22 protein-coding genes are annotated in these 23,945 nt (G+C 63.7%); 10 read left to right on the forward strand and 12 right to left on the reverse strand.

Features of this window, described 5'->3' with window-relative positions; genetic code table 11:
* Positions 1 to 2: 2 nt before the first annotated feature.
* Both P9220_RS04915 and P9220_RS04920 read right to left on the reverse strand, forming a co-directional pair.
* Positions 3 to 272, reverse strand: a complete 270-nt coding sequence (locus P9220_RS04915) for a hypothetical protein (RefSeq protein ID WP_309763854.1) — start codon at positions 270 to 272, stop codon at positions 3 to 5.
* A 64-nt stretch (positions 273 to 336) separates the two neighbouring features.
* Positions 337 to 1,095 (reverse strand): Mut7-C RNAse domain-containing protein, encoded by a 759-nt coding sequence (locus P9220_RS04920; protein ID WP_309765388.1) that lies wholly within the window; start codon positions 1,093 to 1,095, stop codon positions 337 to 339.
* On the opposite strand from P9220_RS04920, the gene P9220_RS04925 reads away from it, so the two are divergent.
* The 4 genes from P9220_RS04925 (at position 1,094) to P9220_RS04940 (ending at position 3,809) form a co-directional block, all read left to right on the forward strand.
* Positions 1,094 to 2,059 (forward strand): NAD(P)-dependent oxidoreductase, encoded by a 966-nt coding sequence (locus P9220_RS04925; protein WP_309765389.1) that lies wholly within the window; start codon positions 1,094 to 1,096, stop codon positions 2,057 to 2,059. The genes P9220_RS04920 and P9220_RS04925 overlap by 2 nt on opposite strands.
* A 70-nt stretch (positions 2,060 to 2,129) precedes the next feature.
* Positions 2,130 to 2,765 carry a LysE family translocator gene (locus P9220_RS04930; protein ID WP_309763855.1) on the forward strand — a complete coding sequence of 212 codons (636 nt, stop codon included), beginning with the start codon at positions 2,130 to 2,132 and terminating at the stop codon, positions 2,763 to 2,765.
* A gap of 227 nt (positions 2,766 to 2,992) precedes the next feature.
* A complete protein-coding gene (locus P9220_RS04935; RefSeq protein ID WP_404980370.1) occupies positions 2,993 to 3,436 on the forward strand; it encodes a hypothetical protein in 444 nt (147 codons plus the stop codon).
* A gap of 7 nt (positions 3,437 to 3,443) precedes the next feature.
* Positions 3,444 to 3,809: a response regulator gene (locus P9220_RS04940; protein WP_309763856.1), complete on the forward strand. Its 366-nt coding sequence runs from the start codon at positions 3,444 to 3,446 to the stop codon at positions 3,807 to 3,809.
* Positions 3,810 to 3,988: 179 nt separating this feature from the next.
* Here P9220_RS04940 and argC read toward each other — a convergent pair whose 3' ends face one another.
* The 3 genes from argC to P9220_RS04955 all read right to left on the reverse strand — a co-directional run bounded on the left by argC (position 3,989) and on the right by P9220_RS04955 (position 6,370).
* On the reverse strand, positions 3,989 to 4,942 hold the full coding sequence (gene argC / locus P9220_RS04945) for an N-acetyl-gamma-glutamyl-phosphate reductase (RefSeq protein ID WP_309763857.1): 954 nt from the start codon (positions 4,940 to 4,942) through the stop codon (positions 3,989 to 3,991).
* 129 nt (positions 4,943 to 5,071) lie between these two features.
* On the reverse strand, positions 5,072 to 5,638 hold the full coding sequence (locus P9220_RS04950) for a flavodoxin family protein (RefSeq protein ID WP_309763858.1): 567 nt from the start codon (positions 5,636 to 5,638) through the stop codon (positions 5,072 to 5,074).
* Positions 5,639 to 5,800: 162 nt separating this feature from the next.
* Positions 5,801 to 6,370 (reverse strand): YbhB/YbcL family Raf kinase inhibitor-like protein, encoded by a 570-nt coding sequence (locus P9220_RS04955; protein WP_404980369.1) that lies wholly within the window; start codon positions 6,368 to 6,370, stop codon positions 5,801 to 5,803.
* A gap of 301 nt (positions 6,371 to 6,671) precedes the next feature.
* On the opposite strand from P9220_RS04955, the gene P9220_RS04960 reads away from it, so the two are divergent.
* Entirely contained in the window at positions 6,672 to 7,385 is a 714-nt protein-coding gene (locus tag P9220_RS04960) for a response regulator (RefSeq protein WP_309763860.1), read from the forward strand.
* Between the two features lie 83 nt (positions 7,386 to 7,468).
* On the opposite strand, the gene P9220_RS04965 is transcribed toward P9220_RS04960, so the two are convergent.
* Positions 7,469 to 8,155, reverse strand: coding sequence for an orotate phosphoribosyltransferase (locus P9220_RS04965; protein WP_309763861.1), 687 nt, complete (start codon positions 8,153 to 8,155; stop codon positions 7,469 to 7,471).
* A gap of 387 nt (positions 8,156 to 8,542) precedes the next feature.
* Here P9220_RS04965 and P9220_RS04970 point away from each other — a divergent pair, with 387 nt between their 5' ends.
* The 3 genes from P9220_RS04970 (at position 8,543) to P9220_RS04980 (ending at position 14,399) form a co-directional block, all read left to right on the forward strand.
* Positions 8,543 to 11,362, forward strand: a complete 2,820-nt coding sequence (locus P9220_RS04970) for an autotransporter outer membrane beta-barrel domain-containing protein (protein ID WP_309763862.1) — start codon at positions 8,543 to 8,545, stop codon at positions 11,360 to 11,362.
* A 259-nt stretch (positions 11,363 to 11,621) separates the two neighbouring features.
* On the forward strand, positions 11,622 to 13,901 hold the full coding sequence (locus P9220_RS04975; RefSeq protein WP_309763863.1) for an NADP-dependent malic enzyme: 2,280 nt from the start codon (positions 11,622 to 11,624) through the stop codon (positions 13,899 to 13,901).
* Positions 13,902 to 14,222: 321 nt separating this feature from the next.
* Positions 14,223 to 14,399, forward strand: a complete 177-nt coding sequence (locus P9220_RS04980; RefSeq protein WP_309763864.1) for a hypothetical protein — start codon at positions 14,223 to 14,225, stop codon at positions 14,397 to 14,399.
* 62 nt (positions 14,400 to 14,461) lie between these two features.
* Here the strand turns inward: P9220_RS04980 and P9220_RS04985 are convergent, their stop codons facing one another.
* On the reverse strand, positions 14,462 to 18,034 hold the full coding sequence (locus P9220_RS04985) for an indolepyruvate ferredoxin oxidoreductase family protein (RefSeq protein WP_309763865.1): 3,573 nt from the start codon (positions 18,032 to 18,034) through the stop codon (positions 14,462 to 14,464).
* Positions 18,035 to 18,306: 272 nt separating this feature from the next.
* Between P9220_RS04985 and P9220_RS04990 the strand changes: the two genes are divergently transcribed.
* The gene (locus tag P9220_RS04990) at positions 18,307 to 18,510 is read left to right on the forward strand and encodes a hypothetical protein (protein WP_309763866.1); all 204 of its coding nucleotides are present in this window, start codon (positions 18,307 to 18,309) and stop codon (positions 18,508 to 18,510) included.
* Between the two features lie 92 nt (positions 18,511 to 18,602).
* Here the strand turns inward: P9220_RS04990 and hppD are convergent, their stop codons facing one another.
* Complete coding sequence (hppD, locus tag P9220_RS04995) at positions 18,603 to 19,706, reverse strand: 4-hydroxyphenylpyruvate dioxygenase (RefSeq protein WP_309763867.1); 1,104 nt, start codon at positions 19,704 to 19,706, stop codon at positions 18,603 to 18,605.
* Positions 19,707 to 19,848: 142 nt separating this feature from the next.
* On the opposite strand from hppD, the gene P9220_RS05000 reads away from it, so the two are divergent.
* Entirely contained in the window at positions 19,849 to 20,352 is a 504-nt protein-coding gene (locus P9220_RS05000; protein WP_309763868.1) for an Lrp/AsnC family transcriptional regulator, read from the forward strand.
* A gap of 78 nt (positions 20,353 to 20,430) precedes the next feature.
* Here P9220_RS05000 and P9220_RS05005 read toward each other — a convergent pair whose 3' ends face one another.
* The 4 genes from P9220_RS05005 to paaE all read right to left on the reverse strand — a co-directional run bounded on the left by P9220_RS05005 (position 20,431) and on the right by paaE (position 23,929).
* Positions 20,431 to 21,099: a GNAT family N-acetyltransferase gene (locus P9220_RS05005; RefSeq protein ID WP_309763869.1), complete on the reverse strand. Its 669-nt coding sequence runs from the start codon at positions 21,097 to 21,099 to the stop codon at positions 20,431 to 20,433.
* A 200-nt stretch (positions 21,100 to 21,299) separates the two neighbouring features.
* Positions 21,300 to 21,908: a TetR/AcrR family transcriptional regulator gene (locus tag P9220_RS05010; RefSeq protein WP_309763870.1), complete on the reverse strand. Its 609-nt coding sequence runs from the start codon at positions 21,906 to 21,908 to the stop codon at positions 21,300 to 21,302.
* 38 nt (positions 21,909 to 21,946) lie between these two features.
* Positions 21,947 to 22,747 (reverse strand): DUF1835 domain-containing protein, encoded by an 801-nt coding sequence (locus tag P9220_RS05015; protein WP_309763871.1) that lies wholly within the window; start codon positions 22,745 to 22,747, stop codon positions 21,947 to 21,949.
* Between the two features lie 93 nt (positions 22,748 to 22,840).
* Positions 22,841 to 23,929 carry a 1,2-phenylacetyl-CoA epoxidase subunit PaaE gene (gene paaE / locus P9220_RS05020; RefSeq protein WP_309763872.1) on the reverse strand — a complete coding sequence of 363 codons (1,089 nt, stop codon included), beginning with the start codon at positions 23,927 to 23,929 and terminating at the stop codon, positions 22,841 to 22,843.
* Positions 23,930 to 23,945: the final 16 nt, after the last annotated feature.

Here is a 23,945-nt window from a genome sequence, read left to right on the forward strand (position 1 = left end):
CTTCAGCGTTGCAGGCCGGCTGCGACGAGCAGTTCGGCCAGCGCCTCGGTCATGCCGCCTTCGTTTGCGTCGGCGCGTTCCTTGAGTTGCCTGACGAGCTTTTCGTCCAGCTTGCACGCGAACGGCACGAGTCCCTTCGCCTGATCCAGCTTGCGCTGCTCGCGACGATCCGTCTTCGGCGAAGCCGTGCCGCCGATGGCCGCGCGGCCGCCTTGCTTCAGGTCGTTGGCGAGCTTGAATGCCTTGTTCTGTTCCAGTTGAAATTTGTTCACGCGATGCTCCGATGCGGCGGTTTTGAGTGTGCCGTATTGTACGTGGCCGGCGCTCGCGTCCGGGTCATGCCTGAGCGGCATCGGCGAGCGCGTCGATGCGCGCGCGCATGCGCTTCCAGTGCGACCCTTCCCAGAACACGCGATGACACACATCGCACGTGACGAAGCGTGTGTGGCGCTGGCGCACGCCGTCCGGCACACGATTGTCGATTTCGTCGGGACCGGCGGCACGCAGCGGTGCATTACACATCAGGCATAAGCGAAACGCGCGCAAATGCGGCGCGAGGTCGAGCCGTTCGGCGACTTCACGCCATTGCTCGTCCGGCTGCAGCGCGCGCACGTAGCACCCGCGCAGCACGGTGCGGCGCTTGAGCAGCTCGCGGTCGCGCGTGAGCACGATGCGCGATTCGTTCTGCGCGAGGCGCTCGATCTCGTCGTCGGCGAAGTTGTTGTCGTACCGCGTGTCGAAGCCGCCGAGCCGCAGCAGTTGCGCGAGACCGCCGAGATGGGCGTCGGCGATGAAGCGCAGGTCCGACGCCTTCATCGGTGGACGCAACAGCAGCGCGCCGTCCGCCATGCCGGGCGGCGCGCGGTGCGGCGGATAAACCTCGATGAGGTCGCCCGGCTGTATTTGCACCTCGAAGCCGGCCGGGCGGCCGTTGCGCACGACGAGATCCACTTCCGTATGCGGCACGCCGAGCGCCTCGATCATGTGCTTGGTCGACGACGTCGGCGGACAGGCGCATTCGAACGTGCATCCCCGCTGCGACCGGGCGAGGAAGTCGTTCAGTTCGTGATGAAAATGAAAGCGCGCCGTGACCATGCAGCAGTATGGCATCGGCCGCCGCTGCGTGCTTCGGGGCGTTGTGCTCTACTGGCGTGACTCAGGACAACGGATAGCGGAGCGCATCAGTATGGATATCGGATTCATCGGATTGGGAGAAATGGGCAGCGCGATGGCGAGCAATGCGCTGAAGGCGGGGCATTCGGTGCGCGTGTGGAATCGCTCGCGCGACAAGACGCGCGCGCTCGCGGATCAGGGCGCGTCCGTCGTCGATACACCCGAGCAGGCCTTCGCCGGCGACGCGGCCTTCTCCATGCTCGCCGACGATAACGCGCTGCGCTCGGTGCTCATCGACGGCGGCCTCGTCAAGCATGCGCCGAAGGGGCTCGTGCACGTCAACATGGCGACGATCTCGGCGGCGCTCGCCGTCGAACTGGCGGAACTGCACGCGCAGCATGGCGTCGCGTATGTCGCCGCGCCCGTGCTCGGCCGTCCCGATGTCGCCGCGGCGGGCAAGCTCAACATTCTCGCGGCGGGCGCGGACGCGGATATCGATCGCGTGCAGCCCGTGCTCGATGCGCTCGGGCAGAAGACGTGGCGCGTCGGTCAGGCGCCGCAGCACGCGAACGTGCTCAAGCTCGCGGCGAATTTCATGCTGGCATCGGCGATCGAGACGGTCGGCGAAGCGGCGGCGCTCGTGACCGGCCACGGCATCGAAGCCCAGGCGTTCCTCGACGTCATCACGAATTCGCTGTTTCCGGGGCCGGTCTATGCGGGATACGGCAAGATGATCGCGGAGCGACGCTACGAGCCGGCGTTGTTCAAGGCGCGGCTCGGGCTGAAGGACGTGCGCCTCGCCATCGCCGCCGGCGATGCCGTCAACGTGCCGCTGCCTGTCGCAAGCGTCGTTCGCGACAACCTCGTCGATGCGCTTGCGCACGGCGACGGTGAGAAGGACTTCGCGGTGCTCGGACAGGTCGCAGCGCGGCGCGCGGGTCGATAAACAACACGCGCGTTGGGCCGGGAGGGGCACGCGGCATAATCCTCTCCCTTTCTTTTCTTCCCATGCCGCAATGAAGTTGCAAGTCTGGTGGCCGTTCGTCGCCTCCGCCTTCGTGATATTCGCCATTCCCGGTCCCAGCCTGCTGCTCATGATGACGCACGCCGCGCGCTACGGCATGCGCCGCTGCGTCGCGACGATGGCCGGATCGCTCTGCGCGCTCGTCATCATGCTGTCCGGATCGGCGGCGGGACTGCACGTGCTGCTCGATGCATGGCCGCGCGTTTTCGATGCGCTGCGTATCGCCGGCGGCGCCTATCTCGTCTGGCTGGGCGTCAGAAGCTGGCGCGCGAAGGCCGGCCCGGTGGAGGCGCGCGATAACAGCGGCGGTGCGCAAACGCCCGTCGTCAAATCCGCGACGCTCTTTCGCAATGGATTCTTCGTCGCGAGCAGCAACCCTAAAGCGATCGTCTTTGCCGCCGCGGTGCTGCCGCAATTCATCGATGCCACGCAGCCGATCCTTCCGCAGTTCTCCGTGCTGTTGCCGACGTTCGCGGTCATCGTGGTCGGCTGGTACGCCGTCTATGCGGGACTCGGCGCGCGCATCGGCGAGAAGCTGAGAAGCGCAGCCGTCGCGCGAACCTTCAACCGCTTGACGGGCGGCGTGTTCGTCGGCTTCGGCGCGGTCATGGCGCTGCTGCGGCACTGATACTCCGGACCGCTAAGGTCTGCATAAACGGGAGCAGGCTTTGCTGCTATTGCAACGCTTCATTCGCTTGCGAACATACGGGCACGGCTCGCCAGGACGATAGTAGCGGTCGGGCAGCACAGCGAGAACGCAACTGTCGCGCGGCAAGGCCTGTGCGACACGTTGCATGGGATGAAGGCCGCCGCAATCACGACACGCGAGCCGCGCTCGATCGACAGGAGACGCCCATGCATACAAGGAGACGAAGCGTCGCGCTCACCGCGTTTTGTTGCGGCGTGATGATCGCGTTGCCGTTCGCGTCAGCCGCCCGCGCCGACGATACCCCAAGCCCCTGCGATGCGTTGAAGCGCATCGTGGCGGCATCGCCGAAGTTTTCATCGCTGACGGCGATCGACGGCCGTCCGGTCGCGCTCTCTTACGGCGACGACGCGCAATGCGCGGCATCGCAGATGAACTATCGATGCACGTGGACGCCGCACGGCGGCTCGAGCGCCGACGCGCTGCAAGGCGTCGCCGCCGATATCGCAGCGTGTCTGCCCGACGCGACGCACGACCAGAACTCGCCCGCGCGGCAGCATTTCGTCATCGGGCCGCGTGGATCGCGTACGGAAATCGCGGCGTCGCAGGCGGGCGCGAACAAACTCAGGCTCGAAATCTACGCAACCCGGTGAGGCGGTCATGAGCAAACGCATCCTGATAGCCGATGACGACGACGACGCGTTGACGGGTCTCGCGCATCTGCTCAACGGCATGGGACACGACGTGGCGCTGGCGGCCAACGGCGCGCAGGCGGTGAAAGTGGCGGCTCAGTTCGCGCCGGAAGTGGTGATTCTCGATCTCGGAATGCCCATCGTCGACGGCCTCGCTGCGGCGCGTGCGTTGCGCGAGACGCCCAACGGCGCGGCAATGCTGCTGGTCGCGCTGACGGGCTGGGGACAGCCGCAGCATCGGGAGATGACGCAGGAGGCAGGTTTCGACATTCATCTCGTCAAGCCGATCTCTGCCGATCAACTGCAGTTCATCCTGTCGATGACGCAGCCATGAAGCGGGAATTGTTGCGACGCATCATTTATTTTGGTATAGTCGTTCCTGTCTCCTCCATGTCTCCACTGAATGGATTCAGCCCGCCAACCCAGGCGGGCTTTTTTTCGTCTGTCGTCCGCACGTTGCGCATGAAAAAAGCCGACGCAAGGTCGGCTTCCTGGTCCGATACAGCGACGTGGTCAGCGCTGCAGGCCGGCGGCTTCGTCCGCGCCGATGGCCAGATTCATGCACTGGATCGCCGCGCCCGATGCGCCCTTTCCGAGATTGTCCAGCCGCGCGACCGTGACGAAGCGCTCGTCGTTGCCGAACACGAAGATATCGACGCGATTGGTGTCATTGCACGCCTGAACGTCGAAGAAGCCGTTATCCAGATTGCTTTCGGCGTCGAACGGCATCACGCGGACGAACGGCTCGTTCGCGTAGTATTCGGCGAGCATCGCGCGCACGTCCTGCGGCTTGGCCGGCCGGGCGAGCTGGTCGGGCGAAAAATACGTCGTGACCGCGAGACCCTTCAGGAACGGCCCGACGATGGGCGTGAAAATCGGCGCGCGCTGCAAGCCGGTGCGCACCGACATCTCCGGCAGATGCTTGTGCGTCAGGCCGAGCGCATAGGCGCGCGGGCTCGTGAGGCGCGCATCGCCGCCCGCTTTGTATTCGGCGATCATCTTCTTGCCGCCGCCGCTGTAGCCGGTGATGGAGTACGCGTGCGCGGCGAAGTCGATCGGCAACAGTCCGCCCGCGACCAGCGGCTGTACCGACAACACGAACGCCGACGCATGGCAGCCCGGCACCGCAATGCGCTTCGACGTGCGCAGCCGCTCGCGCTGGGCGCGCGACAGTTCGGGCAGGCCGTACGCCCAGTCGTCGGCGGTGCGGAAGGCGGTGCTGGCATCGATCACGCAGGTTCTGTCGTTGCCCGGCTCGACCAGGGAAACCGATTCGCGCGACGCCGCATCGGGCAGGCACAGGAACGTCACGTCCGACGCGTTGATGAGCCGGCCGCGCTCGGCGACGTCCTTCCGTTTCGCTTCGTCGATGCGCAACACTTCGATGTCACGGCGCTGCGACAGATATTCAAAAATCTTCAGGCCGGTGGTGCCTTCCTGTCCGTCGACAAATACTTTCGTGGTCATCTCGATCTCACTGGTTCGGGCGACACCGCACGCGCGCCTGCCGCAAAAACGCCATTCTAAGTCGTTTCCGAGGCCGGTTGATGTCGCGCCGCGCAGCGAAGACGAAGCGGCCGCGTCCTGTTGCGCAACTTACCGGCCGGACCAGCGCGCCGTGACGGCGGCGATGCGCGCGCCGAACGCCTTCGCCGTTTCCAGATCGCCGGCGGGCGGCGCTTCTTCCGGCGATGCATCGGCGGGCGATTGCGCCAGCAGTCCCGTGAAACCGCCAACGAAGTTCAGGTCGTTGCGCGTCGCGGCCTTCGTGTTCGACGGCATCATGCCGGTGCCCGCCCAGATCATGCCGTGCTGCATCGCGAGCGTGACCAGATAGGAGATCGTCGAGAACTTGTCGCCGTTCATCGTCGCGGAATTGGTGAAGCCGGCCGCGATCTTGTCCTTCCACTTCTGGGCGAACCACGGTTTCGAGCTGGCGTCGGCAAACTTCTTGAAGTCGGCGGACGGCCCGCCCATGTAGGTCGGCGCGCCGAAGACGATGGCGTCGGCGGCGTCGAGTTCGGCCCAGGCGGCATCGTCGATTTCGCCGACAGCCAGCAATTTCGCGTTCGCGCCGGCGTCGCTTGCGCCGGTCAGCACGGCTTCTGCGACCTTCTTCGTGTGACCGTAGCCGCTGTGATAAACGATGATGATGTTCGACATGTCCCCTCCTGGCTGCCGGTCCGCCGATAGCGGCGCGCGCATCGAAACGCGAATGGCACGATGCGCGCGGCCAGTCTAGCAAGAACAAATTCGTCGATACTGGCGCGAACGCACGCTGGAAGCGAAATAGTCGCGCGGGCGTTCAGCGCTCGGGCCTTTCGGTTATCGCTTGAGGGTGAAGGTGAACTGCGCGCTGGCGATGGCCATCGTGCGGATTTCGTGCTCGAACATGAGCGCGGGCGTGCCCTGGCGCAACCGCAGTTCGTCGCTGCTCAGCGCGTACACGGTCACGACATAGCGGTGCGCCTTGCCGGGCGGCGGACACGGGCCGCCATAGCCTTCTGTGTCCCAGTCGTTGCGCGCTTCGACTGCGCCGAGCTTGCGCAGCGCGCCGGACGCGCTCGCGTTGGCCGGCAGACGGGTGACGTTCGCCGGAATGCCGGCGACGGCCCAGTGCCACCAGCCGCGTCCGGGAGCGTCGACGTCGAAGATGGTTATCGCGAAGCTGCGGGTTTGCGGCGGCGCGCCGCGCCATGCGATCTGCGGGGAGTGATTGCCGCCTTTGCAGTCCGACTCATTGAAAAGCAATTCCCGGCCGACGGATTTGCCCGGCGTGATATCCGTGCTCGAAACAGTGAACGCCGACTCTGCAGCCACGACGCGCGCATGGAACAAAAAAGTGACGAAACTGATGGCACTCGAGGCAAATACAGCAGCGTTTCTCCAACGCATGATCCGACATGCGACGCGCATGGCTGACTCCAGGCAGTCGCTTCCGCGCGTATAGCAGCGTTTCGCCGACTGCAACGATGTTTTTTGTCTCAGTGATGCGCTTCATACGAAGATGCAGTTTAACATTGCAACAAAGCATTAAAAGGTTGATCCTTGGGATTCAACCTATAGCGCAAATTCAGCGGCGTTCTGTATGGCGCTCCTGAAGGCGGTCATGACACCAGACTCTGTTGGTCAAAATATGAGCTATTTGACATCGATTCGCGTGGCAGTCAATCAACCGGATATGGGGGAAGAATAAATGAGCCAGCGAATACAGGTCATCATCGCAGACGACCATCCGGTCATTTTGTTCGGCGCCACGCAGGCACTGAGCAAGTTTCCGGAAGTCGATGTGGTCGGGCAGGCCCGGCAGTCGACGGAACTCGTCCAGCTTCTCCAGAAAACGCATTGCGACGTTCTGGTGACGGACCTTGCCATGCCCGGCGGATCATACGGCGACGGCATGCCGCTGCTCGGCTATATCGGCCGCCAGTTCCCGAAGGTGCGGCTCGTCGTGCTGACGATGCTCGAAAATCCGGCCTTGCTCAAACGTTTGCGTGAAGTCGGCGTCATGTCGATCATCAACAAGGCCGACGACATGAACCACATCGGCTGGGCCATCCAGCACGTGATGCGCGGGCAGGAGTATCTGGGGCCATCGGTGAAGGCGGCGCTCGACAGCATGGGCATCGGCGTGACGGGGCAACAGCGCGGCGTCATCCTGTCTAAGCGTGAGCTCGAAGTGGTGCGCCTCTTCGTGTCCGGCATGACGATTACTGAAATTGCGGCTCAGTTGCGTCGCAGTATCAAGACCATCAGCACGCAAAAGAACACGGCGATGCGCAAGCTCGGCATCGAACGCGATTCCGAGCTTTTTCAGTGTGCGCAGAGTAACGGGTTAATGAATCTGTCCGCATATTCAGGCGATGGCTCGCTTGAAGATTCTCCGATGCCCAATCCCAACGCGCTTTAACGGCTAATAAGCGCTCGAATGAAAAAAGCCGCTGATTTTAGTCAGCGGCTTTTCTTTTTTATGTATTAAAAACAGCGAGCGCCTTATTGCGGTGCTGCGGTGGCGCCGCCGTGCGCGGCCGACCATTCAGCCGGCGCGTGCAGGAATTTCTCGACTTCATCGAGCGTTCTGGTTTCGAAATAGCCCTGTTCCTTGGCGACGCGCAATACGTCCCACCAGGTGGCGAGCGCGTGCAGATCGACATCGATGTCCTTCAGCACCGACACGCTTTCCTTGAAGATGTTGTAGTGAAACAAGACGAAGCAGTGGTTCACCGTTGCGCCGGCCGTGCGCAGCGCGTTGATGAAGTTGATCTTGCTGCGGCTGTCGGTGGTCAGGTCTTCGACGAGCAGCACGCGCTGGCCTTCGGTGAGCAGGCCTTCGATCTGCGCATTGCGGCCGAAGCCCTTCGGCTTCTTGCGCACGTACTGCATCGGCACCATCAGGCGATCGGCGATCCACGCGGCGAACGGAATACCGGCGGTCTCGCCACCCGCGACGGCATCGATCTGTTCGTAGCCGACATCGCGCAGGATGGTGGCTTCCGCCATTTCCATCAGGCCGCGGCGCACGCGCGGATACGAGATCAGCTTGCGGCAGTCGATATAAACCGGGCTCGCCCAGCCGGACGTGAAGATGAACGGTTTTTCCGCGTTGAAATGCACCGCCTGCACTTCGAGCAGCATCTTGGCGGTGGTGTCGGAGATCGTCTGGCGATCGAAGCCTGTCATGGGCGAATCCTTGAACTGGTGTGGCGCTTCGAGAAGCGAGAAGGCGGCGCGAGGGCCCGGGCGTTTTGGGCGGGACGCGAAACGAGCCGTCTTTCGAAGGGCTGTTCCACCTGTCCCTGCGCGCGTGTCGACGGGACTTTCGACGCCTCCAGCGCCCACTGTCCCACGCACGGCTAACCCGCGATTTTACCCGAGGCGGCGCGCCGGAGCGAGCCGCGGCCGGTGTTTCGCGCTTTCTGGCCGGTATTTGCCAAAGTCGCAGCGGCGGGGCGGCGCGCTGGCTCCTAGACTGATCTGACACCGCTGCAGACGACGTTTAAGGCAAGCGGTGATTCATCCTTGGGGTGCGCGTCGCTGTACGGCATGCCTTTGTTCAAGGGAATTCGCATGGTGCGTGACAAGGCGGACAACGTCGGCGCGCTGATCGTCGTGCTGTGGCTTGCAGTGACTCATGCGTCCGGCGGGCAAGCCGCGACGTGTGCGCCCCCATCACCTTCGGCAACGTCCTATACGGCGAGCGGCTGCGACGCAATCGTCCCCGGCGGCACATTCGATACGGGCGCGGCGGCCTACGCGGCCGTCCTGCATGCCGCGAATAGCGGATCGATCACCGTCACCGCGCCCGTCACGCTTCGCTCATCCGGCGACGAATCGACCGGCGGCTATGTCGAAAGCGGCGGCCGCATCGACTTCGGCGATAGCGGCTCCTCCGTGACGACACGCGGCGCGCATTCCAACGGCGCGCACGTGTTCGGCGACGGGAGCATCGCCGGACGCGTCAGCCTGACGACCTACGGCGAGCGCTCCCATGCCGCGTTCGTCGATTTCGGCGGAACGATGACGCTCCGCGATTCGACCATCGTCACGTACGGGCCGCAGGCGGGCGGGCTGATCGTCGCGACCGGATCGATCAGCCTGCTGGGCACGAGTTCGGTAACGACAGCGGGCGACGACGCCCCGGGGCTCGGGCAGTCTTCGGACGGGTCGAGCATCGTCGTCGATGCGGGCGGCGGCCGCACATCGGTGCGTACGACGGGGACCGGCTCGCCCGGCGCGCTCGTCGAATCGCCCGGTTCGATGGTGCTGCGCAACGTCGATGTGCGCACCGAAGGCGGCGCGTCGCCGGGGCTTGCCGCGACGGTCGCGGGCGCGTCGATCGATGCAGCCGGCACCACCGTGACCACGCTCGGCGATGCCGCAATCGGCGCAGACGCGACCGGCTCGGGCACGCTCACGTTGAACGCCGGTGCGATAACGACATCCGGCGCTGGGGCGCATGCGCTCGTGGCGAGCGGCGCGGATTCGCGGATCACCGCCGAGCGCGCGCAAGTGACGACGCAAGGCGCGTCCGCGCATGGGATCGTGTTGCGCGACGGCGGCGGCATCGTCATGCGCAACGCGGCGGTGCGGGCGCTCGGCGCGGCGGCGGACGCGTTGAGGGTGACGGGCGGTACGCCATCCGCTCCGATGCGCGCGGAGTTCGCCGGCACGACGCTCGCGAGCAGCCAGGGCGCGGCAATCGCCGTGCAGGACGGATCGGCGCGCGTGCTGGTTGCGGGCGGTGGCGCATCGGGTCCGGCGTTGCTGGCGGTGGACAGCATCGCGCGGTCGAGCGATCTCGAGCTTACTGCGAGCGGCGCGACGCTCTACGGCGCGTCGGCGATGCGCGGGCCGGCGTCGGCTGGCGCGACCGTCCGCGTGACGCTCGTCGACGGCGCGACGTGGTGGATCACCGGCGATTCCACGCTCACGAGCCTGAACAGCGCGGGCAGCGTCGCAGGCTTCGCACGGGTCCCGGATGGCGCGTTCCACAGCCTGACGGCGCGCCAATTTCACGGCGACGCAGCGACGCTCGTGCTGAACACTGCGCTCGGCGGCGATCGTTCGGCGTCGGATCGGCTCGTCATCGACGGCGGCGCGGCAACGGGCACCACCGGCGTGCGCATCGCGAACGCGGGGGGACGCGGCGCGCTCACGTTCGACGGCATTCGCGTCATCGAAGCGATTAACGGCGGCATCGCGCCCGAGACCGCGTTCAGATTGAGCGGGCGGGCGGTGGCGGGGCCGTATGAATATCGCCTGTATCGGGGAAGCCTCACCGCTCCCGGCGATGGCAACTGGTACTTGCGCTCGCAGCGACCGCCCAAGCCGCCGCTGCCGCCGGCGCCTTCGCCCGGTCCGACGCCATCGCCATCGCCATCGCCGTCGCCGTCGCCGTCGCCTGAACCTGCGCCCGGTCCGACGCCGACGCCCACGCCGCAATATCGCCCGGAAGTAGCGGCCTACCTCGCGAACGCCACTGCCGCGAGAATGATGTTCCTTCACAGCCTCCACGATCGCCTGAATTCGCTTCCCGCCGATCCCGCAGCGGCCTCCGACGAAGCCGGTCGCGACGCATGGCTGCGCCTCGTCGGGCGTTCGACCAACAGTGCTGCATCCGGCGACGAATACAGCGCGCGAATACGCAGCGTGCTGCTTCAGGGCGGCAGCGACCTCGTGCACCGCCGCCTTATGAGCGATGACGATCGCCTGCTGTTCGGCGCGATGGCCGGCTACGGCTACGTCCACAGCGATGGATCCGCTGCCGACAGCGACGAGCACGCGGCGGGCACCGTCAACGGCTACAGCGTCGGCATGTATGCGACGTGGTTCGCAAACGCACGATCGCGTCTCGGACCGTACGTCGATAGCTGGCTGCAATTCGGATGGATGGACAAGCACGTGCGCGGCGACGACCTGCCGGACGTCGGGTATCACACGAAGGCGTGGGCGGCATCGGTCGAGACGGGCTGGGCGTTTCCGCTCGGCGTGTCGTGGCGGATCGAGCCGCAGGTGCAGGCGGTCTGGCTGCGGCAACTCGGTATCGACGTGACGGAGCCGAACGGCACCGAGCTCACGAAGGGCGCGTCGAGCAACATCATCACGCGCGTGGGCGTGCGGCTATCGCGTGAAATCGACGCGGGCGGCGGCCGGCGCTTCGCTCCTTACGCCGCGTTCAACTGGTGGCACGACCAGTCGAACCTCGTCATCGCATTCAGCGATGTCTCCTTGCCGCAGATGTTTCCGACCAACCGCTACGAAGTGCGGCTTGGGCTGAACGCCGCATTCGCCAGGCGCTGGTCGGCCTGGGGCGACATTTCCGGCCAGTGGGGCGCACAGGCCTATTCGCAATACGGCGTGCGGTTCAACGCGCGCTACATCTGGTGATCCGTCACGCCGACGAACGCAGCCTGCAATGCTGCTTCGCGTCATTTCAAAGACGCGGTGTACACTGAACGTCCAAAAAATATCGAGCCTTCGTCCGCCCGCATCACCCCTGCGGGCGCGACGCCGTGTCTATCCGACATGCCGGGCGACTGAAAACATGGGTCCATCGATTCACACCCCCACTCATTGTTCGAGCGGTCGCAGGCTGTGAACCCTGTCCAAATAAATTCCCAAACGTCTCAGGATAATCAGGTCAATCATGGACGAACAACTGAAGCAAAGCGCTCTCGCGTATCACCAGAATCCCCGCCCCGGCAAGATTTCGGTCACGCCGACCAAACCGCTGTCGAATCAACTCGACTTGTCGCTGGCGTATTCGCCGGGCGTGGCAGCCGCCTGCATGGCCATCTTCGATGAACCGCTCGACGCGCAGAAGTACACGTCGCGCGCGAACCTCGTCGGTGTCGTGACGAACGGCACGGCCGTGCTGGGCCTCGGCAACATCGGTCCGCTCGCGGCCAAGCCGGTAATGGAAGGCAAGGGGTGTCTGTTCAAGAAGTTCGCGGGCATCGACGTGTTCGATATCGAGTTGGACGAAACGGACCCGGACAAGCTCGTCGATGCGATCGCAATGCTCGAGCCGACGCTCGGCGGCATCAACCTCGAGGACATCAAGGCGCCGGAATGCTTCTATATCGAAAAGAAGCTGCGCGAACGCATGAAGATTCCGGTCTTCCATGACGATCAGCACGGTACGGCGATCATCGCATCGGCCGCGATTCTCAACGGCCTGAAGGTGGTCGGCAAGAAGCTCGATGAAGTGAAGCTCGTTTGCTCCGGCGCGGGTGCGGCAGCGATCGCATGTCTGGACCTGCTCGTGCATCTGGGCCTGAAGAAGTCGAACACGCTCGTCGCCGATTCGAAGGGCGTGATCTATGAAGGCCGCGGCAATCTCGATGCTTCGAAGGAGCGCTATCAGGCGAGCACCGACGCACGGACGCTCGGCGATGCGATGCACGGCTGCGACGTGTTCCTCGGCTGTTCGAGCGCCGGCGTGCTCAAGCCGGAGATGGTCGCGACGATGGCCGACAAGCCGCTGATTCTCGCGCTGGCGAATCCGGAGCCGGAAATTCGTCCGGAAGAAGCGAAGAAGGTGCGGCCCGACTGCATCATCGCGACGGGCCGTTCGGACTATCCGAACCAGGTCAACAACGTGCTGTGCTTCCCGTTCATCTTCCGCGGCGCGCTGGATGTCGGCGCGACGACCATCACGGAAGAAATGAAGCTCGCATGCGTGCGCGCGATCGCGGAACTCGCCGAAGAAACCGATCAGGGCGATGAAGTCGCCAAAGCGTACGAAGGCCATTCGCTGGAATTCGGTCCGGAGTATCTGATTCCGAAGCCGTTCGATCCGCGTCTCATCATCAAGATTGCGCCGGCTGTCGCGCAGGCCGCGATGGATTCCGGTGTCGCGACGCGTCCGATTCAGGACATGGATGCGTATCGCGAGACGCTCGGCGCGACGGTGTATCGCACGGGCATGGTGATGCGTCCGGTGTTCGCGGCGGCGAAGGCGGCGCCTGCGCGCATCGCGTTCGCGGAAGGCGAAGATGAGCGCGTGCTGCGCGCCGCGCAATTCGTGCTGCTGGAGAAGATTGCGAAGCCGATCATCATCGGCCGTCCGGCGGTGGTCGAGATGCGTCTGCAAAAGATGGGTTCGAAGCTGAAGCCGGGCGTCGACTTCGAGATCGTGAACCCGGAAGACGATCCGCGCTATCAGAAGAGCTGGCAGGCGTATCACGAGATCGCCGCGCGCGAGGGCGTGACGCCGGAAAGCGCGAAGGCCGCGCTGCGCAAGTTCAACACGCTGATCGGCGCGATCCTGATTCATACCGGCGATGCCGACGGCATGATCTGCGGGCTGATCGATACGTATCAGGATCACCTGAAATTCGTCGAGCAGGTGCTCGGCAAGGCGGAAGGCGCAAATAACTTCGCGGCGATGAATCTGCTGATGCTGCAGGGGCGCAATCTGTTCATCAGCGATACGTACGTCAACGAGACGCCGACACCCGAGCAACTCGCCGACATGACGATTCTCGCTGCGCGTGAGATCGAGCGGTTCGGGATTCAGCCGAAGGTGGCGCTGGTGTCGAATTCGAACTTCGGCAGCGTGCCGAGCGCGTCGAGCAAGCGGATGGCGGAAGCGCGCAAGCTGCTTGCGGAGCGTGCGCCCGATCTCGAAGTGGATGGCGAGATGCACGGCGATGCGGCTTTGTCGGAGACCGTGCGTAAGTCCGCGTTCCCGGGGACGACGCTGCACGGTGAGGCGAATTTGCTGATCATGCCGAACGTCGAGGCGGCGAATATCACGTACAACCTGCTCAAGATGGTGAGCGGGGAAGGCGTCACCGTCGGACCCTTCTTGCTGGGTGCTTCCAAACCGGTGCATATTCTGACGCCTGCGGCTACCGTGCGGCGGATCATCAATATGACGGCGGTGGCGAGCGCTAATGCGAGCGTGAATAAGGCTAAGTAAGCGGTAGTTTCGCTGCGTTGATGACGGCGATCCGGGGACCGGGTCGCCGTTTTCGTTATTGGCCTAGCAAGGACGCAATCTTGAGAACCGTGTCGAATAGCGGCCCGGTTGCGAAAATCTGCTGTCGCTTTAGCCTGTCCGGTGAAAGTCGGGCGGCCTGGCCGTGATGTAATACGGTCTGCTTAGCTTCTCGTCGGCAGCATGGAGATCATCGTAGAAACGTTTCGAGCAACCGGCGAAGCATCGGCGGCGGCGATTCGCGTGCGTCCGCTGGCGGGGCAAGGACTCAGTACCGCATTGCGCGTCGAATGCAGTCGGAGCATGCGACAGCAATATCCTGTCGGCACGCTCTTTCGACTGGTGGTGAAGCTGATTCATCGCGAAGGCACGCCCTTGCTTTATGCACACTTCGCCGCGCTGTTCGAGTCCGTCACGCCAGAAGAAGCAGAGCGCTTTATCGCCGCGAGGTATCGCAGGACCGGAGGGTCAATGCTTTGACGTGAACTGCAAGAAGAAGGCGGTTCGCACGCGAACCGCCTCTCGGGGGAAGTGAAGAGCGCTCACGCCACCTGCCGCTTCGCCCCGCCTTCCCGATCCCGCCACTGCGCCAGCAGCTTCTCCCACTTGACCTTCGCCGCCTTGACGTTGTTCTCCTTGATGTGCCCGTACCCGCGCATCGAATCGGGAAGACTGGCGAGTTCGATCGCCAGTGGCAGCTTCTGCATCGACAATCCGGTGATCAGTTCGCGAACGAGCGCCTCGTATTCCGCAATCAACGCCCGCTCCATCTTCCGTTCTTCCGTGCGCCCGAACGGGTCCAGCCCCGTCCCGCGCAAGAACTTGAGGCGAGCGAGAAAACGCATCGCGGGCATCATCCACGGGCCGTACTGCTTTTTGACCAGCCGCCCGTGCGCGTCCTTCCTGGAAAACGAAGGCGGCGCGAGATGAAACTTGATCTTCCAGTCGCCTTCGAAGCTCCCGCGAACCTTCTCGATAAAAGCCGGATCGGCATATAACCGCGCGACTTCGTACTCGTCCTTGTAAGCCATCAGCTTGTGCAGATTCCTCGCGACAGCTTCGGTGAGCAGGAAATCGCCGACGCCCAGCGCCGCCTCGGCCGCACGCACGTCCGCAACGAGCCTTCCATAACGCGCGGCGTACGCGGCGTTCTGATACTTCGCCAGGTAATCGAGCCGCTTGTCGATCAGCGAATCGAGCGCCTTCGGCGTGTGCAGCGCGATGATCTTCGCCGGCGACGCATCGGGCGATCCATGAGCCAGCCGCGTCACGGCCGCCAGATCATGGGCCGCGCGCCGTCCCCACTCGAACGCGGCCAGATTCTTCTCGACCTGCACCGCGTTCAACTCGATCGCCCGCACCAGCGATTCATGCAGCAGCGGCAACCATCCCTTCTGCCACGCGTACCCGAGCACGAACGGATTCGTGTAGATCGCGTCGCCCATGAGCGCAACGGCGAAACGGTTCGCATCGACGAGCGCGACATGCTCGCCAGCCGCCGCGCGGATATCGGCTTCCGCACTCGCGCCCGGAAAACGCCAGTTCGGGTCCTTGATGAACGCGGCAGTCGGCGTCTGCGCACTATTGACGACGACGCGCGTATGCCCCGGCTGCATCCGCGAGCCGCATTCGTCGCTCGCGGTCACGAGGGCGTCGCAGCCGATGACGAGATCCGCCTCGCCCATCGCGATGCGCGTCGCGTGGATATCGGCGGGGCTGTTCGCAATCTGCACGTGGCTCATCACGGCGCCGCCCTTTTGCGCGAGGCCGGTGACATCGAGCACCGTCACGCCCTTCTGTTCCAGATGCGCCGCCATGCCGAGCAGCGCGCCGATGGTCACGACGCCCGTGCCGCCGACGCCCGTCACAAGCACGCCGTACGGCCGGCCGATGGAAGGCAGGTCAGGCGTGGGAACAGGCGGCATCGCTTCGCCGGCGACGCTCGTCGCCTTCGGCTTCTTCAGCTGGCCGCCTTCGACCGTCACGAAGCTCGGGCAGAAGCCGTTGAGGCACGAGTAGTCCTTATTGCACGTCGACTGATTGACCTGGCGCTTCGTACCGTACTCGGTATCCAGCGGCTCGACGGAAAGGCAATTCGACTTCACGGAGCAATCGCCGCAGCCTTCGCACACCGCCTCGTTGATCACGACACGTTTCGCCGGATCGGGAAACGCACCGCGCTTGCGGCGGCGACGCTTCTCCGTAGCGCACGTCTGGTCGTAGATCAGAATCGACGTGCCGGCGATCTCGCGCAACTGGCGCTGAATGTCGTCGAGCTTGTCGCGATGATGCACCTCGATGCCCGGCGCAATGCCGACGTCCGGCGTGTACTTTTCGGGCTGATCGGTCACGATCACGATCTTCGCCGCGCCTTCCGCAGCCAGTTGATGCGTGATCTGCGGCACGGTCAGCACGCCGTCGACGGGTTGGCCGCCCGTCATCGCGACGGCATCGTTATAAAGAATCTTGTAGGTGATGTTCACCTTCGCCGCGATCGCCGCGCGAATGGCGAGCAGCCCGGAGTGGAAGTACGTACCGTCGCCGAGATTGGCGAACACGTGCTTGTCGCCGGAAAACGGCGCCTGCCCGACCCACGCAACGCCTTCGCCGCCCATCTGGCTGAACGTGCTCGTGTTACGGTCCATCCAGACCGTCATGTAGTGACAGCCGATGCCCGCCATCGCACGCGATCCCTCGGGCACGTTCGTCGACGTGTTGTGCGGGCAACCCGAGCAGAACCACGGCTTGCGCTCGGCCTCGACACGCGGCCGGGCGAGCGCCTTCTCCTTCGCTTCGATCACCGCGATGCGCGCCGCGATACGCGCGCGGACATCGGCGGGGAGATCGAATTTGTCGAGCCTCGTTGCGATCGCCTTCGCGATGATCGCCGGCGACAGTTCGTAATGCGCGGGCAACAGCCAGTTGCCCATCGGCACCGACCATTCGCCGCCCGCGCCGTCCTTTTCGTCGAACTTGCCGAAAACGCGCGGACGCTGCGCATCGGGCCAGTTGTACAACTCTTCCTTGATCGCGTATTCGAGAATCTGGCGCTTCTCTTCGACGACGAGAATTTCGTCGAGACCGCGCGCGAATTGCTGCGCGCCTTGCGCTTCGAGCGGCCACACGCAGCCGACCTTGTACAGGCGAATGCCGATCTGCGCGCAGGTTTCATCGTCGAGGCCCAGGTCGGTGAGCGCCTGACGCACGTCGAGGTACGCCTTGCCCGCCGTCATGATGCCGAAGCGGGCCCGCGGCGAATCGATCTCGATGCGGTCCAGCTTGTTCGCCCGCACATAGGCGAGCGCGGCATACCACTTGTAATCGAGCAGACGCGCTTCCTGCACGAGCGGCGGATCGGGCCAGCGGATGTTCAGGCCGCCGTCGGGCATCGCGAAATCGGTCGGAATCACGATCTGCGTGCGATGCGGGTCGATATCCACCGACGCCGACGATTCCACCACGTCCGTCACGCACTTCATCGCGACCCAGAGGCCGGAATAGCGGCTCATCGCCCAGCCGTGGAGACCGAAGTCGAGATACTCCTGCACGTTCGACGGAAACAGCACCGGCAACCCGCACGCCTTGAAAAGATGCTCGGACTGGTGCGCGAGCGTCGATGACTTCGCGGCGTGGTCATCGCCGGCGAGCACGAGAACGCCGCCATGTTGCGACGATCCGGCGGAATTGCCGTGCTTGAAGACATCGCCGGAGCGGTCGACGCCGGGGCCTTTGCCGTACCACATCGAAAAGACGCCGTCGTACTGTGCGCTCGGATACAGGTTGACTTGCTGCGAGCCCCAGACGGCCGTCGCCGCCAGGTCTTCGTTCACGCCCGGCTGAAATACGACCTGATGCGCGGCCAAATGCTTCTTCGCCTTCCACAGCGACTGATCGAGACCACCGAGGGGAGAACCGCGATAACCGGAGATGAAGCCGGCGGTATTGAGACCGGCGGCCTTGTCGCGCTCTTGCTGGAGCATCGGCAGGCGCACCAGCGCCTGGATGCCGCTCATATAAGCGCGGCCGCGTTCGAGCGTGTATTTGTCGTCGAGTGTGACGGATTTCAGCGCGGCTTCTAGCGAAGCTCTTTGTTCTGCGTCTAGCGGGGCGTTCATTATGTGTCTTCCTCCACCCGAGTTTGGGATCACCAAAGCATGTTTCGGGCCGCCGCCTCTTGTGGACGCGTTGGCCGGGACTTCAAGTGTGCCGATGCACGCCTCGGGCAGACAGTGGGACAAACCCGTTCGTTATCCCGCCGCGCGCAGGCTGCGCTTTGTTACAGGTGTAAAAGCGACGCGAATGCGGAACCCTCGTTTCGAACTCTGTCTAAACGGGCGCCTGGCGCGGTTTGCCAGGAGTCGTACACGCAGTCATAAGGAGAAATTAAATGAAGCAACGCCACATCCAGAGTTTCCTGATGGTCTCGGCGGCCTTTTTCGCGATCAGCGCCCCGATGGGCGGCGCCCGCGCAAACTCGCCGTTCGGAGCGACGTCCGCGCCGCAAGTCGTGCAGGCGCGCGCGCAAATTTCGCAGACGCGCACCGGCGAGCGTCGCGAATCCGAACGCAGCAACGACGATACGGCGAACTGACCGCATCGCAGCGGCGGGTTCGGCTGAAATCCGCCGCGAAAAGCAAAAGGGACATGAGCGCTTCATGTCCCTTTTTTGCGTCCGCTCCCTTGTTAGCTCGCGCTGGTGTCTTTCAGGACACCGCGCCGCATCTGGTCCAGTTCGATCGATTCGAACAGCGCCTTGAAGTTGCCCTCGCCGAAGCCCTGATTCCCCTTGCGCTGAATGATCTCGAAGAAGATCGGCCCGATCTGGTTCTCCGTGAAAATCTGCAGCAGGATTTCGTCGCGCACGCCGTCGATCAGAATCTTGCGCTTGCGCAACTCCGCGACGTTTTCGCCGTGGTTCGGCACGCGGCGATCGACGAGTTCGTAATACGTGTCGATGGTATCGAGCAGCGCGATTTCGGCCGTGCGGAGGCCATCGACGGTGGCGTAGATATTGTTCGTGCCCAGCGCGATGTGCTGAATGCCTTCGCCGCGATAGGCGTCGAGATATTCCTGAATCTGGCCGGCGTTCTCGGAGCCTTCTTCGTTGATCGGAATGCGGATCTTGCCGCACGGTGAGGTCATCGCCTTGGACTTCACCGCGGTCACCTTGCCTTCGATGTCGAAATAGCGCGCTTCGCGGAAGTTGAAGAGACGCTCGTAGAACTCGGCCCATTCGATCATCCGGCCGCGATGCACGTTATGCGTCAGATGGTCGATATACGTCAGCCCGTGACCGACCGGATTCGGGTCCGCGCCGGGAATCGGCTCGAAATCGACATCGTAAATGCTGATGTCGCCAATGCTGCCCGGCTGCGCGCCGTTCTTGCCGCGCCAGCGGTCGACGAAGTAGATCAGCGAATCGCCGATGCCCTTGATCGCCGGAATGTTCAGTTCCATCGGGCCGGTCTTGTTGTCGAAGCCCCACGCGCCCAGTTCGAGCGCGCGTTGATAAGCCTTGCCGGCATCCGCGACGCGAAACGCAATCGCGCAAATTGACGGACCGTGCAGGCGCGCGAAGCGCTGCGCGAAGGAATCGGCTTCCGCGTTGATGATGAAGTTGATATCGCCTTGCCGATACAGCGTCACGTTCTTGTGCCGATGCTTTGCAATGGCGGTAAAGCCCATCTGCTCGAACAATCGCCCGAGGGCGACGGGATCGGGCGCGGTGTACTCGATGAATTCGAAGCCGTCGGTGCCGACGGGATTCTCCCAGTTCGATGCGGTCATTGCGTGTCTCCTGATCTGCGCGGCGTTGCGCGACGTGGAGACAAGTTTAGCGAGCGTCGCGCGCCAAAAGTTTGCGAAACAAATCGCCGCTTTCTAGTATTGCGCAACAAGCTGCCAACAGAACGCGAACGGGAGACAGATCATGGCCGAACCTGAAATCGACGCAATCGACCGCAAGATTCTCGCGATTCTGCAGGAGAACGGGCGGCTATCGAACCAGGAAATCGCGGATCGCGTGAGCCTGTCACCCAGTCCGTGCTTGCGGCGCATTCGGCGGCTGGAGGAAACGGGCGTGATTCGTGGCTATGTTGCGCTGCTCGACGCCAAAAAGCTCGGGCTAGGGCTTCTGGCATATGTCAACGTGCGGCTGGAAAAGCGCGGCGGAATGCCGGTCGCCGCCGGCACGCCGAAACCGCCGACGCACGGCGATCTGTTTCGTGAAGCGGTGCGCTCATGGCCCGAAGTGGTCGCCTGCGACGCGATGACCGGCGAAATGGACTTCCTGCTGCGCGTGCAGGTGCGCGACATGGAGCACTTTTCGCGCTTCGTGGAGGATCAGTTGCTGCACCATCCGTCGGTAATCGACGTTCGTTCGAGCTTTTCGCTCGAGCGCATCAAGGAAACGACGGTGCTGCCGCTGCGTTAGCCTGAACAAAAAGAAAGGGCGGTCTCGGCCGCCCTGGTGTGGTCCCGCTCGCAGCGCGCCCCGCGCTGTCCTAAAGAATCAGGCCGCGTCGGCCGTCGGCATGAACGCCTTGAAAACTTGCGATGCGCGATGCGCCTGGCGCTTGATCGCGTAGTCGAACACGGCGGCTTGCTCCTGAAGCATTTCGGCCATGATGCTCGTCTGATCGGCCGGTTGAAGCGAGAGATACGCGTCCGCTTCGCCGTATGCGTACTCGATCTTCATGCCCGACTTGCGCGCGATATGCATCATCGTCTTGTTGCGCGAAAGACAATGCATGTACAACTCCGACACGTGCGTATTGCGGCTGCGCATGGCGGCGCGTTCGAACAGCTTCGTGCCGATGCCGCGCCCGCGCGCGCTTTCGAGCACCGATACGCCGAATTCGGCGGTGCGCTTGTCGCCGTCGGCAGGCAGATAGGCCAGGTGGCCGACGCCGACCAGTTCCAGCGAGGCGCCGAACACGCCGAAAACCGTGTCGTTCGTGAAGTTCAGATTGCGAACGTAATTCTCGATGACGTGATCCGGCACGATCTGGCCGAACCGCAGCAGACGGTCGTCTTCGTCGAGCGCAAGAAAGTGCGTGAGGAGACGCTCGCGGTCTGCCGAAGACAGTTCGCGCACGAGAACTGGCATACGCGCGGCGTCCGGCAGCGGACGGTCGCTAGCGACGATCTGCTCGGCGTTGCGGTTGTAGGTCAGTTCCACGATGTTCTCCTGTCGTTCGTACGAATGCTGCATAGCAAAACGCATTCTATCCGGTTCGGGAGAATTCGATACGGGAAAACCCTTAAAAACCGTGGAGCGGGAGTTCTAAATAGTTGTGTGATCGCGACAATATCGAGCGAATTCAGTCGGTTACGTGATTGGCTGCGTACCGCAGGCCGCGTTGTCGCACCGCAGCAAGCTCAACGGTCCGCGTCGGCAAGCCCGTGCTCGATCATCCCGACGACCTCCTCCGCGAACTCGCCGTAGCCCAGCTTGCCGCCCGGCTTGAGCCACGTGAACGTCCAGTTGATCATGCCGAAGACCATCATCGTGAGCGCGGTCTGATTGTCCTTCGTCACGCGGTGCGGGTACGCGCGCGCGAGTTGGCGCGCGAACGCCGCGACGATATCGCGCTGACGGCCGAGCACGATCTCGCGCTGCGCCTCTTCAAGATATTTGACGTCGTTTAGAAGCGCGACGTGCCGGCTGTGCGACGTCTCATACTCCGCGAGGAACGCGCGCAGCAGTTCGGCGAAGGCCTGGCGCTCGTCGAGGCCGCGTCGCTCGCTCGCGCCTTCCACCTCCGCGATGATCAGCATCAGCCGCTTCGTGTAGCGGTCGAGAAGATCGAAGAGGATCGCTTCCTTGCTCTCGTAATAGTGATAAAGCCGCGCTTTCGACGTGCCGCTCGCGGCGGCCAGATCCGCCATCGACGTGCTCGGGTAGCTCGTCTGCGCGAATTTGGCGGCGGCCAGTTCGAGAATCTGCTCGCGTTGTGTTTCGTGGTCAGGCGCTTTCGTACGGGCCATTGATCGGACGTTCTTTTCGGCTTATTGGCTTGTCTGCATTACCGCCGCAGTTCGGCGTCGACGATTTCCGACGGGGTGCCGCGTATTTTAAGCCGCCCCGCCGCGACGAGTTCGCGGCATCGCCAGAAGGCGACCGAATCGCTCAGCAGGAAGTCGAACTGCTGCGTCATCGCCTCGCCGGCGATGCGCCTCGCGGGGCGCCACTCGGACGTCGCGATGTCGAGCATCGCTTCGTCGACGTCGGTCCACGTGCCTGAGACCAGCATGTTGTCGCGCAGGCGGCGGTTTTCGGCGTTGGAGTGCTTCGCTTCCTGCCATTCGAGCGCGAGCCGGCTGATGCGCAGCACGGAGATGGGCGCGGCGCTCGGCAGCTTCGCCACCAGTTGATGCGGCGAGAACATGCCGACAGCGGTCGCGCGGTCGGGCCGGCTCGCCTCCTCGGGATGCGCGTCAGGAGCGGCGACGGACAGATCGTCGAAGGCCAGCTTCGCTTCGTTCAGCCGCTGCGGCACATTGCGCAAGTGATAGGCGACGCGCCGCAGCGTGAGCTGATCCGCCGCGCTCTGGCCGTGCCACACGACCACCTGCGCATCGCCGCGCGCGAGACGGCCGAAGAGCGCCTGTTGCGCCTTGAGCTCCGCTTCGAAATCGACCGCGCTGTTCCAGACGTGACGCCAGAACGTCGCGCGCGCGACCGGCGATTCGTCCACATCGCGGATGGGACCGACGGCGAGATCGTCGCGCAGGGCGATCACCTGGTCGTCGCGCCCGGCGAGCAGAAGCGCTTCTGTCAGCGACCGGGCGGCGCTGTCGCCATTCGTGACGTGAATCAAGTTCATGGTGTCGGCATGCCGGAAGACGAAGGGACCGCGATGTGCGGTCCCAGTTTAAGCCAATCGCCGCGCGCGCCGGTGTGGCCTTTCGCGCTCAGATCAACGCTCGTCGAAGCTCACGACGACGCGCTCGCTCACCGGATGACACTGGCACGTCAGCACGAATCCGTCGTCGATTTCGTGTTGCTCGAGCGTGTAGTTCTTGTCCATCTTCACCGTCCCCTCGACGACCTTCGCGCGGCACGTGCAGCAGACGCCGCCCTTGCATGCATAGGGCAGCGCGAGCCCCGCCTTCAGGCCGACATCCAGCACGCTCACGCCTTCGTACGGCAGGCGCAGCTTGCGCTTCTTTCCGTCGATGATCAGTTCGAGGTCCGCCGCCGGCGTGCTTTCCGTGATCTCGATTTGCGGCACGCCCGCTTGCGGCAGCGGCGTACCGAACCGCTCGACGTGGATGCGATCCGCCGCCACGCCCGATTCCTTCAGCGCGGATTCGGCGGCATCCATCATCGGCGCGGGACCGCAGATGAACGCTTCGTCGATTTCGTCCGGCGGCAACAGCGTCTCGAGGAATGCCTTGCACTTCGCCTTGTCGAGCACGCCGTTGAACAGCTCGACGTCCTGCAGGTCGTCCGACAGCACGTGATACAGCACGAGCCGGCTCATGTAGCGGTTTTTCAGGTCTTCCAGTTCTTCGGCGAACATGATCGCGTCCACGCTGCGGTTGCCGTACACGAGCGTGAAGCGGCTCGTCGGCTCGAGATCGAGCGTCGTCTTGATGATTGCCAGCACTGGCGTAATGCCCGAGCCGCCCGAAAACGCGACATAGTGCTTCGCGTGATCGGCGTTCAGGTGCGTGAAGAAGCGCCCGTCGGGCGTCATGACCTCGATTTCATGACCCGGCTTAAGGGTGTCGAACGCGAAGTTCGAGAAGCGTCCGCCCCGCACGCGCTTGATGCCGATGCGCAATTCGCCGTCGCGATCGTAATCGGTCACGCCGACGCAAATCGAATACGAGCGGCGCGTTTCCTCGCCGTCGATATGCGTCTTCAGCGTCACGAACTGGCCCTGCGTGAAGCGAAAAGCGTCGCGCAGTTCGGGCGGCACGTCGAACGAGACGGTGACGGCATCGGCGGTTTCGGGACGAACGTCGCGGATGCGCAGCGGATGAAATTGCGGAGTCGCCATGATGATCGTGTCTCGG

Source organism: Caballeronia sp. LZ016, from assembly GCF_031450805.1.
In the GTDB taxonomy this organism is placed as follows: domain Bacteria; phylum Pseudomonadota; class Gammaproteobacteria; order Burkholderiales; family Burkholderiaceae; genus Caballeronia.